Source organism: Herbiconiux solani NBRC 106740 (assembly GCF_001571005.1).
Classification (GTDB): Bacteria; Actinomycetota; Actinomycetes; order Actinomycetales; family Microbacteriaceae; genus Herbiconiux; species Herbiconiux solani.
Window position 1 is genome coordinate 59,349 of the sequence record NZ_BCST01000009.1, and the last position, 13,151, is coordinate 72,499.

The window sequence follows — 13,151 nt, forward strand, 5'->3', positions numbered from 1 at the left end:
TCGATCGTGGGGACAGGTTCGCACGGGCTCGCGCCCCGCAGCCCTTATACGAAGTTGTGTTACGGCCAGGCGAACGCAGGGGGATCACGAGATGGACTCGATGTTGCGTTAACTAGTTGACGACAACGGTGCGCTGAGGCACGATACGAGGATGACGCCCGGCACCACCTTCTCGCGCCGCTCCGCGAACCCGGGATCACAGGCAGCGCTGCGGAAGCTCAACCAGCAACGGATCGTGCACACGCTGCTGCAGGCCGGCAGCCTCACGCAGGCCGAACTCTCGCGCCAGACCGGGCTGTCGACCGCCACCGTGTCCAACATCGTGAAGTCGATGGTCGAGCGCGGACTGCTCACCACGGCCCCCACCACGAGCTCCGGCCGCCGCGCCCTCTCGGTCAGCCTCTCGGGCGACGACACGATCGCCGCCGGCATCGACATCGGCCGCAGCCACGTGCGCGTGGTCCTCTGCACGATCGACCACAAGGTGGTCGCCGAGCGGTGGCAGCCGCTGCCGCTGGGCCACGAGGCCGACTTCGCCCTCGAGGTCGCGTCCGGCATCCTCGACGAACTGCTCGGCACCTGCGGGCGCAGCCGTTCCGCGGTGATCGGCGTGGGGCTCGGCGTGCCCGGGCCGATCGACAGCCGCAGCCACACCGTGATCGACGGCACGATCCTCCCGCAGTGGGTGGGCATCACGGTCGACGAGATCCAGGACAGGCTCAAGCTGCCCGTGAGGCTGGAGAACGACGCCAACCTCGGAGCCATCGCCGAGATCACCTGGGGGCCGCACAAAGGTGTGGACAACCTCATCTTCGTCAAGGTCGGGACCGGCATCGGCTCGGGCCTCATCCTCGACGGCGAGATCTTCGGCGGCAACGTCGGCATCAGCGGCGAGATCGGCCACCTGCCGATCCACGAGCACGGGCTGATCTGCCGCTGCGGCAACCGCGGCTGCCTCGAGACCATCGCCTCGACCGCCATCCTGATCGAGCTGCTCAGCCGCGAGCCCCAGAACGTGCGCTCGACCGCCGACATCGTGCGGCTCGCCGAGGAGGGCGACAAGGCCACGCTGCGGGTCGTCGACGACGCCGGGCAGGCCCTCGGCCGTGCCCTCGCGGCCATCGCGAACCTGCTGAACCCGCGGATGGTCGTGATCGGCGGCCCGCTCGCCGGCCTCGGCAACCGGATGCTCGAACCGGTCAGGACGGGCTTCATGCGGTACAGCTCTCCCGTGGTCTTCGACACCACCGAGCTCGCCGTCTCGAGCTTCACCGACCGCGCCGAAGCCCTGGGGGCGGCCGCCATCGTCATCCAGGAATTCGAGGCCGTCGGATTCGACACCTAAGCGTTATCTCAACGTTGCGTTCACAACTTGACCGCAAGCCTCCGACGATGCAGACTTTCTCAGTCAGACGAAGCAGTTGGAAACGACGAGGAGGTCGGCTTGTTGGAAACAGGTCCGGACACGAGGGACACACGGGACAATCCCGTCATCCTCGAGATGCGTTCGATCACCAAGGAGTTCCCCGGGGTCAAGGCCCTCTCGGACGTCTCCATCACGGTGCGTGCGAACGAGATCCACGCGATCTGCGGTGAGAACGGAGCCGGCAAGTCGACCCTGATGAAGGTCCTCTCCGGTGTGTACCCCTACGGGACGTACACCGGCGACATCCTGTTCCAGGGTTCGGAGATGCGCTTCCGCGACATCAAGTCCAGCGAGTCAGCCGGCATCGTCATCATCCACCAGGAGCTCGCGCTCATCCCGGAGCTGTCGATCACCGAGAACATCTTCCTCGGCAACGAGCCCACCCGCTTTGGCGCGATCGACTGGGTCACCGCCAAGAAGCGCGCGATCGAGCTCCTCGCCCGCGTCGGCCTGTCGGACGACCCGGACACGCAGATCAAGAACATCGGTGTCGGCAAGCAGCAGCTGGTCGAGATCGCGAAGGCGCTCAACAAGTCGGTGAAGCTCCTCATCCTCGACGAGCCCACCGCGGCGCTGAACGAGGCCGACTCCCAGCACCTGCTCGACCTGATCCTGGGGCTGAAGAGCCGCGGCATCTCGTCGATCATGATCTCCCACAAGCTCAACGAGATCGAGCGTGTGTCGGATGCGATCACCATCATCCGCGACGGCAAGACGATCGAGACGCTCGACGTCAAGGCCGACGGCGTGAACGAGGACCGCATCATCCGCGGCATGGTCGGCCGCACGCTCGAGAACCGGTTCCCGGAGCGCTCGTCGAACATCGGCGAGGTCTTCTTCGAGATCAAGAACTGGAACGTGCAGCACCCGCAGGTCGCCGAGCGCATGGTCGTGAAGAACTCCAGCTTCTACGTGCGCCGCGGCGAGGTCGTCGGCTTCGCGGGCCTCATGGGCGCCGGCCGCACCGAGCTCGCGATGAGCATCTTCGGCCGCTCCTACGGCAACTTCATCTCCGGTGAGATCGTCAAGGACGGCAAGGAGATCCAGATCCGCAACGTCACCGAGGCGATCAACAACGGTCTCGCCTACGTGAGCGAGGACCGCAAGGCGCTCGGGCTCAACCTGCTCGACGACATCAAGCGCTCCGTCGTCTCGGCCAAGCTCAAGAAGATCGCCAAGGCCGAGGTCGTCAACGACATCGCCGAGTTCCAGATCGCCGAGCAGTACCGCAAGAGCCTGCGGATCAAGACCCCCACGGTCAACGAGGGCGTCGGCAAGCTCTCCGGCGGCAACCAGCAGAAGGTCGTCCTGGCCAAGTGGATGTTCACCGATCCCGACCTGCTGATCCTCGACGAGCCCACCCGCGGCATCGACGTCGGCGCCAAGACCGAGATCTACGGCATCATCCGCGACCTGGCCGCCCAGGGCAAGGGCGTCATCATGATCTCGTCCGAACTGCCGGAGCTCCTCGGCGTCTCCGACCGCATCTACACGATCTTCGAGGGTGCCATCACCAATGACATCCCGGCCGAAGAAGCCGATCCCGAAACCCTGATGAGGAGCATGACCTCCATGAAGACGAAGGCTGTGACCAAGTGACCGCATCGACCGAGGCGCCCGCGAAGAAGCGATTCTCATTCCGAGACCTGGGCAAGATGTTCGGGGGCGGCTCCTCGAACGTCCGCCAGTTCGGCATCCTGTTCAGCCTGATCGCGATCATCGTGCTGTTCCAGATCCTGACGGACGGCCTGACGCTCTCCTCCGGCAACCTGATCAACCTGGTCAGCCAGTACGCCTACATCCTGATCCTCGCGATCGGCATGGTGATGGTGATCATCGCCGGCCACATCGACCTGTCGGTCGGTTCGGTGGCGGCCTTCGTCGGCATCGTCGTCGCGACCGCGATGCAGCAGTGGAACCTCCCCTGGCCGCTCGGCATCGTGCTCGGCCTGGTCGTCGGCGCCCTGATCGGCGCCTGGCAGGGCTGGTGGGTCGCCTTCGTCGGCGTCCCCGCGTTCATCGTGACGCTGGCCGGCATGCTCATCTTCCGAGGCGGCAACCAGCTCATCGGTAACGCGAACACGATCCCGGTGCCCCAGGGCTTCACCGAGATCGGCGCCGGCTACCTCCCCGAGGTCGGCCCGGACACCGGCTACAACAACCTCACGCTGCTGCTCGGCCTCATCATCGCCCTCGCCGTGATCTTCATGGAGTTCCGCGCCCGCCGCGTGCAGCGCACCATGGGCTCGCAGCCGGCTCCGCTCTGGGTCAGCATCATCAAGGTCGTCGTGCTCGTCGTCGTGATCGGCTTCGCCTCGGTGCTGTTCGCCGGTGGCCGTGTGGGCACCAGCTTCCCGATCTCGGGCATCATCCTCGGTGTCCTGGTGCTCGTGTACTCCTTCGTCACCCGCAACACGATCTTCGGCCGTCACATCTACTCGGTCGGTGGCAACAAGCACGCCGCCGAGCTGTCGGGTGTGAAGTCCCGCCGCATCGACTTCCTCGTGATGATGAACATGTCGACCCTGGCGGCCCTGGCCGGCATGATCTTCGTGGCCCGCTCGCAGGCCTCCGGCCCGCAGGACGGCATCGGCTGGGAGCTCGACGCGATCGCCGCCGTCTTCATCGGTGGCGCCGCGGTGGCCGGTGGTATCGGCACCGTCGGCGGTTCGATCATCGGTGGTCTGGTCATGGCCGTCCTCAACAACGGCCTCCAGCTGCTGGGTGTCGGCGCCGACCGCGTGCAGATCATCAAGGGCCTCGTGCTCCTCGTGGCCGTCGGCCTGGATGTCTGGAACAAGTCGCAGGGTCGCCCGTCGATCATCGGCTTCCTCACCAAGAACCGGCGGAAGGACAAGCTCGACCTCGAGCCCACGTCCAGCTCGCCGTCCGTCGGCGCCGGCGAGGCCCCCTCGGAGGACCCGCAGGGCCTCGTGCCCACGGCGGGTACCCCCGACACGTCCCGCCCCCGCGGCTGACACCCCTCTACTCAATTCCCTATCACCACAACCCCAACCGAGAGAAAGTACTCAACGATGAAGAAAATGCTCATAGCAACGGCAGCGATCGCCGCCGCAACGGCCCTCGCACTGTCCGGCTGCTCCAGCCGTGACGGCGGATCGACCGGTGGCTCCAGCGACGCCGCTGCCGCCGGCTTCCCCGCCGACTCCCTGATCGGTGTCGCGCTGCCCTCGAAGACCTCGGAGAACTGGGTTCTCGCCGGTGGCCTCTTCGAAGACGACCTGTCGGCTGCGGGCTTCAAGTCCGACATCCAGTACGCCGGCGCCTCCACCACGGTGAAGGACCAGCAGGACCAGATCTCCGCCATGATCACCAAGGGCGCGAAGGCCATCATCATCGGCGCTGCCGACGGTGGCCAGCTCGCCACGCAGGTGCAGGCCGCTGCCGACGCCGGCATCCCGGTCATCGCCTACGACCGCCTGATCCTGAACACGCCGAACGTCGACTACTACGTCGCGTACGACAACTTCAAGGTCGGCGAGCTCCAGGGCCAGGCCCTGCTCGACGGAATGAAGGCCAAGAAGCCCACCGGCCCGTACAACATCGAGCTGTTCTCGGGCTCGTCGGACGACGCCAACTCGGCCGTCTTCTTCGACGGCGCGATGAGCGTCCTGCAGCCGGCCATCGACTCGGGCGACGTCAAGGTCGTCTCGGGCCAGACCGACATCAAGCAGACCGCCACCGCCGGCTGGAAGGCTGAGAACGCCCAGAGCCGCATGGACTCGCTGCTCACCTCGAGCTACGGCTCGACCGAGCTCGACGGCGTCCTGTCGCCCAACGACACCCTCGCCCGCGCGATCATCACCTCGGTGAAGGCCGCCGGAAAGCCGATCCCGGTCGTCACCGGTCAGGACTCCGAGGTCGAGTCCGTCAAGTCGATCATGGCCGGCGAGCAGTACTCGACGATCAACAAGGACACCCGCAACCTGGTCCAGCAGGCCGTCGACATGGTCTCGCAGCTCCAGAAGGGCGAGAAGGTCACCACCAACGACGACGAGTCGTACAACAACGGCGTCAAGGTCGTCCCGGCCTTCCTGCTCGACCCGGTGATCGTCACCAAGGAGAACGCGGCTGAGGCATACGCCAACGACCCGACCCTCCTCCCGCTGACCCAGGGCTAAATCCCCCGGTCTTCGGACACAGCACCACAGCACCACGAACGGCCCGGGCTTCTGCCCGGGCCGTTCGGCTTTTCCGGATCGCGATTTACCGCGACACCGCCGACCTGGGATACTGGGTCGGGAGAGCGCTCTCACGCACGGGGGACGCGCTCCGCACCACGCACACCACGCAAAGGAGCAGTGCAGCCGCATGACCACCCCGCCGTTCCCCCCAGTCTTCCCGCCCGGCTTCCTCTGGGGCTCGGCCACCGCCGCCGCCCAGATCGAGGGCGCCGCCTTCGAAGACGGCAAGCAGGCCTCCATCTGGGACGCCTTCGCCCGCGTCCCCGGCGCGGTGCTGAACGGCGACACCCTCGACGTCGCCGTCGACCACTACCACCGGATGCCCGCCGACGTCGCCCTGATGAAGGAGCTCGGCCTCGGGTCGTACCGGTTCTCGACCAGCTGGTCGCGCATCCGCCCCGCCGACGCCGACGTCAACCCGGCCGGCCTCGACTTCTACTCGCGCCTGGTCGACGAGCTTCTCGCGAACGGCATCCTGCCCTGGCTCACGCTCTACCACTGGGACCTGCCGCAGGCCGTCGAGGAGAAGGGCGGCTGGGCGAACCGCGACACCGCCTACCGCTTCCGCGACTACGCCGAGATCGTCTACGAGGCCCTCGGCGACCGCGTCACGCACTGGACCACGTTCAACGAGCCGTTCTGCTCGTCGCTGCTCGGCTACGCCTCGGGCGTGCACGCTCCCGGCCGCCAGGAGCCAGCCGCCGCGATCGCCGCCGTGCACCACCAGCACCTCGCCCACGGGCTCGCCGTGCAGCGCCTGCGCGAGCTCGGCGCCCAGGAGCTCGGCATCACGCTCAACCTGACCAACGCGGTGCCGAAGGATCCGACCGACCCGGTCGACCTCGAGGCGGCCCGGCGGATCGACGCCCTCAACAACCGCATCTTCCTCGACCCGATCCTGCGCGGCGAGTACCCGGCCGACATCCGCCGCGACCTCGCCGAGTTCGGGCTCGACGAGGTGAGCGAGACCGGGATCGTGCGGCCCGGCGACCTCGAGACGATCGCCCAGCCGCTCGAGTTCCTGGGCGTCAACCACTACCACGACGACCAGGTGAGCGGGCATCCGCTCGAAGGGCCGGCCGACCCCGAGTTCGTGCCCGTCGACCCGCACGCGGTCGCGGGCGGGCGGGCCACCCGGTCGCCGTTCGTGGGGTCGGAGGACGTCACCTTCCCGCTGCGCGGCATCCCGCTCACGGGCATGGGCTGGGAGGTGCACCCGGCCGGGCTCCGCACGCTCCTCGTGCGCCTCGGGCACGAGTACCCGACGCTGCCGCCGCTCTACGTCACCGAGAACGGCGCGGCCTACGACGACACCGTCTCGCCCGACGGCGCGGTGCACGACGAGCTGCGCACCCGGTACATCCTCGATCACATCGCGGCCGTGTCGGCCGCCATCCAGGACGGGGCGGATGTGCGGGGCTACTTCGTCTGGTCGCTGCTGGACAACTTCGAGTGGGCCTGGGGCTACGGCAAGCGCTTCGGGATCGTGCGGGTCGACTACGACACGCTCGAGCGGACGCCCAAGGACAGCGCGCTGACGTACGCGGGGCTGATCGAGGCGGTGCGGGGGGCTTCCGGGGCCGCCGAGCCGACCGTCGGTGCTGCTTCGGGCCGCGCCGCATCCGCCTCCGCCGGGGCCTGAGGGTGATCGGAGGCCCGGCGGGCCGCACGCCGACCCTCGAGATGGTGGCGGCGGCGGCGGGCGTCTCGCGTGCCACCGTCTCCCGCGTGGTCAACGGCTCGACCTCGGTCACGCCCGAGATCGTCGAGGCGGTCAACGCTGCCATCGCCGACCTCGACTACGTGCCGAACCGGATGGCCCGCTCGCTCGCGAGCCGGCGGACCGACGTGATCGCGCTGATCGTGCCGGAATCCACCTCGACCGTCTTCGCCGACCCGTTCTTCGCACCGGTGGTGCGCGGGGTCGCGCGGACGCTGGCCGACACGGACTACACGCTGAACCTCTTGATCGCGTCGGAGTCGCGGCCGGACAAGACCCGGCGCTACCTGCTCGGCGGCAACGTCGACGGAGCGCTCGTGGTCTCGCACCACGTCGACGACCACTCCTACGTCGGCCTCGGCGACCAGCTGCCGATCGTCTACGGCGGTCGGCCGCTCAACCCCGAGCTCGCCGCCTCGTACCACGTCGACGTCGACAACGTCGCGAGCGCCCGCACCGCGACCGAGCACCTCGTGGGCCTCGGGCGGCGACGCATCGCGATGATCGCCGGGCGTCAGGACATGCCTGCGGGCGTCGACCGGCTCGACGGCTGGCGGCAGGCGCTCGAGGCGGCCGGGCTCGACGCCGATCAGGCTCCGGTGGAGTTCGGCGACTTCTCGCAGCTCTCGGGGAGCCAGGCGATGGAGCGGCTGCTGGGGCGTGCATCCGGTGCCCCGTCGTCCGACGGAGTGCCGATCGACGCGGTGTTCGCGGCGAACGACCAGATGGCGGCCGGGGCGATCCAGGTGCTGCAGGCGCGCGGGATCGCGGTGCCGGACGAGGTGGCCGTCGTGGGCTTCGACGACGACTCGTTCGCGGCGAGCTTCACGCCGGCGCTCACGACCATCCACCAGCCGGCCGCCGAGCTCGGGGCCGCGATGGCCGACGTGCTCGTGCGCCGGATCGCGGGCGAGGACCCGCCGCGGCGCACCCTCATCCCGACCCGCCTCATCCGCCGAGCCTCCGCCTGACCGGTCCCCGAAGGTCGCCGACCCGTCAGTTGTTGTCGCTATCGGAGGCGAATAGCGACAACAACTGACGGATCGCGGACAGTCGGCGGGGGGGATCAGAGGTAGCGGGCGGTGGGGAGGCGGGTGCGGATGACCTCGATCGCCTCGGGGTTCTGGTCGACGAGCACGTAGTTGCGGCCCAGGGCGCGCGCGACGGCACCCGTCGTTCCGCTGCCGGCGAAGAAGTCGAGCACCCAGTCACCCTCGCGGCTCGACGCCTGCACGATCCGGCGCAGGATGCCTTCGGGCTTCTGCGTGGGGTAGCCGGTCTTCTCGCGGCCGGTGGGCGACACGATCGTGTGCCACCAGACATCCGTCGGCAGCTTGCCCCGGGCCGCGCGCTCGGCGGTCACGAGGCCCGGCGCCATGTACGGCTCGCGGTCGACGGTCTCGGAGTCGAAGTGGTACCTCTTCGGATCCTTGACGTAGACCAGGATCGTGTCGTGCTTCGTCGGCCAGCGGTTCTTCGACTTCGCGCCGTAGTCGTAGGCCCAGATGATCTCGTTGAGGAAGCTCTCGCGGCCGAACAGCGCATCCAGCAGCACCTTCGCGTAGTGCGCCTCGCGGTAGTCGAGGTGCAGATAGAGCGTGCCGTCGTCGGCGAGCAGGCGCCAGGCCTCGACGATGCGGGGCTCGAGGAACTCCCAGTAGTCGTCGAAGCGGTCGTCGTAGCTCAGCAGGTCGCCCTTGATGCGGTCGTACTGGCGGCCCTTGAACCCGGTCACCCGGCCCGGGCGCTTCTCGGCGGGATCCACGTCTTCGGGCAGCCGGGTCGACGTCGTCGACCGCCGCCCCTGCGACCGGCCGGTGTTGAACGGCGGGTCGAGGTAGATGACGGTGAAGGATGCGTCGGGGAACGACGGCAGCACGGTCAGGTTGTCGGCGTGGTAGACCAGACCCTCGCCCCGGGCGTCGTCGCCGAAATCGGCGAGGGGCGGATGGTCGACAGGCATTGTGCAATTGTGGCAGTTCCAAGATGGCGGGCGTATCGTGCGAGGCGATGAGCACCTCGATCCGCAATGAACCACGGCAGAACCGCTACACGATCGCCCTCGACGACCAGGTGGCCGGCTTCGCCGACTACCGGCTCGAAGGCACGCGGATCATCTTCACCCGCACCGAGGTCGACCCGGCCCGGCGACAGGGCGGGATCGCGGGCCAGCTCGTGGAGTACGCCCTCGACGACGTGCGCACGGGCAGCGCGCTGACGGTCGTCCCGGAGTGCACGTACGTCGCGCACTTCATCGACGCGCACCCGGACTACCAGGAGCTCGTCGACCGGGGCTGAGTCGTGGCGCGCTGAGTCTCGCTGCGCTGACGTGGCGCGCTGGAGGGCGGCGCTGAGTCGTGCCGTCGCCCGTTCGTGGTGGGATGGGGTCATGGCGGAGAACGGGACGGGCGAGGGCGCCGAGCGCGTCGAGACCGGCGATTCGACGGTCACCGAGTGGATGCGCCGGCTGGCGCTCCCGGTCGGCGACCCGGGCGGCGGCGCGGCGTCGGCGGTGATGCTCGGTGTCGCGTGCGCGCTGACCGCGATGGTGGCGCGGTACTCGGGTGGGCGGCGTGGCGGCGGGGACGACGTCGATGGCGACTGGCTCGAGGAGCTGGCGGCGCGCGCCGACGAGCGACGGGCCAAGGCGCTCGCGCTGGCCGACGTGGATGCCGAACGGTCGCGCGAGTACGGAGCCGCGTTCCACGTGCCGGCCGGTCCCGAGCACGACGAAGCGGTGCGCACCGCGGGTGAGCGCGCCGCCGAGTCCTCCGAGACGATCGGCGACCTCGCGCTCGAGGCCCGCCACGACCTGCGGGAGGTGGCGGGCGTGACCGCACGCTTCCTGCTGCCGGACGCGCTCGTGGCCACGGCGGCTCTGCGCGCTGCGATCGTCGGAGCCCGCACCAACCTCGAGGCCGACGCCGGCGGGCTGCCCGAGGCCGAGGTCGCCGAGCACGTCGGGCGGTACGACGAGGCTGTCGAGCACCTCGACCGGCTGGAGACGGAGCTGCGCGAGCGGCTGCGGGGCTGACTCCGCTGGTTGTCGACGCCGGGCCACGATCCTCGGCCGGTCGCCCTGCTCCGTTGTCGATCAGCGACAGGCGGCACGGGACGGTCGCAGCCGGTGTGCTTCGATGAGGACCATGCTCGACGACGAGACCACCGCATCCACCCAGCCCACCGCATCCGCCCCCGGAAGCTTCGCTATCGACGCCGGCGGCGATCTCGCGGTCGGACCGCTCGAGCTCGAGGCCGCCGCGGTGCTGGCCGAGCAGACCGGGTTCGACGGCGTGCTGATGACCGAGACGCGGCACGACCCCTTCGTGGCGCTGGCCCTCGCCGCGCGCGCGACCCGGAGCATCCGATTGTCGACGGCCATCGCCGTGGCCTTCGCCCGCAACCCGATGACCACGGCCGTGCTCGCCAACGACCTGCAGCTCGTGTCGGGCGGCCGGTTCGTGCTGGGGCTCGGCTCGCAGGTGAAGCCGCACATCGAGCGCCGCTTCTCGATGCCCTGGGGGCACCCGGCGAAGCGCATGCGCGAGTACGTCGCCGCCCTGCGCGCGATCTGGGCGAGCTGGGAGACCGGCGGGCGGCTCGACTTCCGCGGCGAGTTCTACGGTCACACGCTCATGTCGCCGATGTTCAGTCCGGGGCCGAACCCGCACGGCAACCCGCGGATCACGCTGGCCGCGGTGGGCACGCTGATGACGGAGACCGCGGGCGAGGTGGCCGACGGGTTCCTCGCCCACAGCTTCACGACGCCGAGGTACCTGCGCGAGGTGAGCCTGCCCGCGCTCGCCCGCGGCCGCGAGCGGGCCGACGGCACCCGCGCAGCCGGCCCCGTCGAGGTCAGCCTGCCCGCCTTCGTCGCCCTCGGCACCACGGATGCGGAGCTCGACACCGCGATCGCGGCCGTGCGCAAGCAGATCGCCTTCTACGGCTCGACGCCGGCGTACAAGGGTGTGCTCGAGCTGCACGGCTGGGACGGCCTGCACGACGGGCTGCACGCCCTGTCGGTGAAGGGCGAGTGGGATGCGATGACGGGCCTGGTCACGGACGAGGTGCTCGCCGAGTTCGCCGCGGTGGGCACGCCGGTCGAGGTCGCAGGGCAGCTCGGCGAGCGCTACGCGGGGCTCGTGCAGCGACTGTCGTTCTCGACCCCGTATGCGGCCGAGCCGGGCCTGTGGCCCGAGCTGCTCGGAGCGCTACGGTAGCTGCTCGGGGCGCTCCGTAGCGGCTCGCTAGGCCAGCGACTGCTCCCCGCGCGACTCGAGGAAGGCGGCCAGGGCATCGGCCGAGGTCTGGTGATCGATGACGTCGGGCTCGCCCGAGGTCGTGATCGTGCCCTCGAACTCGCCGCGCACGAAGATCGGGATCGAGCCGCCATGCGCCTTGAGGAGGTCGTGGTCGATCGACGGATCGTCGAGCTCGGCGAACGGCGTGCCCGCCTCCTCGTGACGGCGCCGCACGAGCAGCGACGGCTCGAGGTAGCGGTCGACCACCGCGGCCTTGCCGGCCAGCCACGGGTCGTTGCCCGGGCCGGTGCTGCCGAAGCGCGCCCGGAACACCAGGTACCCGCCGAGCACGATGTCGACCGCGAGGTCGAGCCCGCGGCTGCGGATGAGGTCGCCGGCGATCACACCGAGGTCGAAGGCGTCGTTGGCCGTGAAGGAGACGACGTCGAACGGCGGCACCTCGACGAGGTCGGCGACGGTGAAGACGGGCAGCTCGGCGCTCACGGAACGCGGCCGATCCACTCGGGGGTCGCGAACTTGGTGCGCACGAGTTCCTCGGCTTTCTCCCGCTCGGCGGGGGTGATCTCGGAGGGGGTGGCTCCGTAGAGCCGGGTGAAGGTCTCGATCAGGCGGTCGATGATCTCGGCGCGCGAGAGGCCGGTCTGGCTGCGGAGCGGGTCGACGCGCTTGGCGGCCGACTTGGTGCCCTTGTCGCTCATCTTCTCGCGGCCGATGCGCAGCACCTGCGTCATCTTCTCGCCGTCCATGTCGTAGCTGAGGGTCGCGTGGTGCATGACGGCCCCGTTGCCCAGACGCTTCTGCGCGGCGCCGCCGATCTTGCCCTTGGCCGATGAGATGTCGTTGAGGGGCTGGTAGAACGCATCGATGCCGAGCGACTTGAGGGCCGTGATGACCCACTCGTCGAGGTAGGCGTAGGAGTCGGCGAAGGTCATCCCCTGCACGAGCGCGGCGGGGGCGTAGATCGAGTAGGTGACGACCGAGTTCGCATCCATGAACATCGCGCCGCCGCCGGAGATCCGGCGAACCACCTCGAAGCCGTTCGCGGCCGCGTTCCCGAGGTCGACCTCGTTCTTCACCGACTGGAAGCTGCCGATCACGACCGCGGGCTGCTCCCACTCCCAGATCCGCAGCGTCGGGGCGCGGCGCCCCTCCCCCACCTCGATCGCCAGCACCTCGTCGAGGGCCAGCTGCATCTGGGGCGACTCGGAGCCGGAGTGGATGAGCTGCCACTCGTACGCATCCCAGCTCGTCGCCCGCGCGAGCGACCGGCGCACCGCGACCGCGACCGCCTCGGGCGAGAAGCCGAGCAGCTGCGCACCCTCGGGCAGTGCCGCCCGCACCGCGGCGGCGATCGTCGCGGCGTCGCTGTCGGTCAGCAGGCCCTCCACGGCCCCGTCGATCAGGGGCAGGGCGTCGTCCGGCTCGAGGAAGAAATCCCCGGCCAGACGGAAGTTTCGGATGCGTCCGTCGACGTCGTCGAGGTCGACCACGACGAGCTTGCCACCGGGCACCTTGTATTCTCCGTGCATGGCTCCAGC

Annotated in this window: 12 protein-coding genes; 9 read left to right on the forward strand and 3 right to left on the reverse strand. The window is 69.2% G+C overall.

Annotated elements, in window-relative coordinates; translation table 11 throughout:
* The first annotated feature begins 151 nt into the window (after positions 1 to 151).
* The 6 genes from HSO01S_RS16070 (at position 152) to HSO01S_RS16095 (ending at position 8,322) form a co-directional block, all read left to right on the forward strand.
* The gene (locus HSO01S_RS16070) at positions 152 to 1,345 is read left to right on the forward strand and encodes an ROK family transcriptional regulator (protein WP_066043330.1); all 1,194 of its coding nucleotides are present in this window, start codon (positions 152 to 154) and stop codon (positions 1,343 to 1,345) included.
* A 156-nt stretch (positions 1,346 to 1,501) separates the two neighbouring features.
* A complete protein-coding gene (gene mmsA / locus HSO01S_RS16075) occupies positions 1,502 to 3,025 on the forward strand; it encodes a multiple monosaccharide ABC transporter ATP-binding protein (RefSeq protein ID WP_066043332.1) in 1,524 nt (507 codons plus the stop codon).
* A gap of 56 nt (positions 3,026 to 3,081) precedes the next feature.
* Entirely contained in the window at positions 3,082 to 4,404 is a 1,323-nt protein-coding gene (mmsB, locus tag HSO01S_RS16080; RefSeq protein WP_066043385.1) for a multiple monosaccharide ABC transporter permease, read from the forward strand.
* Between the two features lie 57 nt (positions 4,405 to 4,461).
* The gene (locus tag HSO01S_RS16085) at positions 4,462 to 5,568 is read left to right on the forward strand and encodes a substrate-binding domain-containing protein (RefSeq protein ID WP_066043334.1); all 1,107 of its coding nucleotides are present in this window, start codon (positions 4,462 to 4,464) and stop codon (positions 5,566 to 5,568) included.
* Between the two features lie 190 nt (positions 5,569 to 5,758).
* Positions 5,759 to 7,273 (forward strand): glycoside hydrolase family 1 protein, encoded by a 1,515-nt coding sequence (locus HSO01S_RS16090; protein WP_066043335.1) that lies wholly within the window; start codon positions 5,759 to 5,761, stop codon positions 7,271 to 7,273.
* 41 nt (positions 7,274 to 7,314) lie between these two features.
* Complete coding sequence (locus HSO01S_RS16095; RefSeq protein ID WP_066043386.1) at positions 7,315 to 8,322, forward strand: LacI family DNA-binding transcriptional regulator; 1,008 nt, start codon at positions 7,315 to 7,317, stop codon at positions 8,320 to 8,322.
* Between the two features lie 95 nt (positions 8,323 to 8,417).
* Here HSO01S_RS16095 and HSO01S_RS16100 read toward each other — a convergent pair whose 3' ends face one another.
* Positions 8,418 to 9,314, reverse strand: coding sequence for a DNA-methyltransferase (locus tag HSO01S_RS16100; RefSeq protein WP_084361760.1), 897 nt, complete (start codon positions 9,312 to 9,314; stop codon positions 8,418 to 8,420).
* Positions 9,315 to 9,361: 47 nt separating this feature from the next.
* On the opposite strand from HSO01S_RS16100, the gene HSO01S_RS16105 reads away from it, so the two are divergent.
* The 3 genes from HSO01S_RS16105 to HSO01S_RS16115 all read left to right on the forward strand — a co-directional run bounded on the left by HSO01S_RS16105 (position 9,362) and on the right by HSO01S_RS16115 (position 11,571).
* Complete coding sequence (locus HSO01S_RS16105; protein WP_066043337.1) at positions 9,362 to 9,649, forward strand: GNAT family N-acetyltransferase; 288 nt, start codon at positions 9,362 to 9,364, stop codon at positions 9,647 to 9,649.
* A gap of 91 nt (positions 9,650 to 9,740) precedes the next feature.
* Complete coding sequence (locus tag HSO01S_RS16110) at positions 9,741 to 10,385, forward strand: cyclodeaminase/cyclohydrolase family protein (RefSeq protein ID WP_066043339.1); 645 nt, start codon at positions 9,741 to 9,743, stop codon at positions 10,383 to 10,385.
* 112 nt (positions 10,386 to 10,497) lie between these two features.
* Complete coding sequence (locus HSO01S_RS16115; protein ID WP_084361761.1) at positions 10,498 to 11,571, forward strand: TIGR03617 family F420-dependent LLM class oxidoreductase; 1,074 nt, start codon at positions 10,498 to 10,500, stop codon at positions 11,569 to 11,571.
* A gap of 27 nt (positions 11,572 to 11,598) precedes the next feature.
* Here the strand turns inward: HSO01S_RS16115 and HSO01S_RS16120 are convergent, their stop codons facing one another.
* Positions 11,599 to 12,096 (reverse strand): heme-binding protein, encoded by a 498-nt coding sequence (locus HSO01S_RS16120; RefSeq protein ID WP_066043340.1) that lies wholly within the window; start codon positions 12,094 to 12,096, stop codon positions 11,599 to 11,601.
* A complete protein-coding gene (gene lplAB, locus HSO01S_RS16125; RefSeq protein ID WP_066043342.1) occupies positions 12,093 to 13,142 on the reverse strand; it encodes a lipoate-protein ligase LplAB in 1,050 nt (349 codons plus the stop codon). The genes HSO01S_RS16120 and lplAB overlap by 4 nt, the downstream gene beginning before the upstream one ends.
* Positions 13,143 to 13,151: the final 9 nt, after the last annotated feature.

Excerpts from the sequence above, each read along its gene's own strand:
- mmsB (WP_066043385.1), top strand. The coding sequence starts at position 3,082 with ATGTTCGGGGGCGGCTCCTCGAACGTCCGCCAGTTCGGCATCCTGTTC.
- mmsA (WP_066043332.1), top strand. The coding sequence starts at position 1,502 with ATGCGTTCGATCACCAAGGAGTTCCCCGGGGTCAAGGCCCTCTCGGAC.
- HSO01S_RS16070 (WP_066043330.1), top strand. The coding sequence starts at position 152 with ATGACGCCCGGCACCACCTTCTCGCGCCGCTCCGCGAACCCGGGATCA.
- HSO01S_RS16110 (WP_066043339.1), top strand. The coding sequence starts at position 9,741 with ATGGCGGAGAACGGGACGGGCGAGGGCGCCGAGCGCGTCGAGACCGGC.
- lplAB (WP_066043342.1), bottom strand. The coding sequence starts at position 13,142 with ATGCACGGAGAATACAAGGTGCCCGGTGGCAAGCTCGTCGTGGTCGAC.
- HSO01S_RS16090 (WP_066043335.1), top strand. The coding sequence starts at position 5,759 with ATGACCACCCCGCCGTTCCCCCCAGTCTTCCCGCCCGGCTTCCTCTGG.
- HSO01S_RS16085 (WP_066043334.1), top strand. The coding sequence starts at position 4,462 with ATGAAGAAAATGCTCATAGCAACGGCAGCGATCGCCGCCGCAACGGCC.
- HSO01S_RS16115 (WP_084361761.1), top strand. The coding sequence starts at position 10,498 with ATGCTCGACGACGAGACCACCGCATCCACCCAGCCCACCGCATCCGCC.
- HSO01S_RS16095 (WP_066043386.1), top strand. The coding sequence starts at position 7,315 with ATGGTGGCGGCGGCGGCGGGCGTCTCGCGTGCCACCGTCTCCCGCGTG.
- HSO01S_RS16100 (WP_084361760.1), bottom strand. The coding sequence starts at position 9,314 with ATGCCTGTCGACCATCCGCCCCTCGCCGATTTCGGCGACGACGCCCGG.
- HSO01S_RS16105 (WP_066043337.1), top strand. The coding sequence starts at position 9,362 with ATGAGCACCTCGATCCGCAATGAACCACGGCAGAACCGCTACACGATC.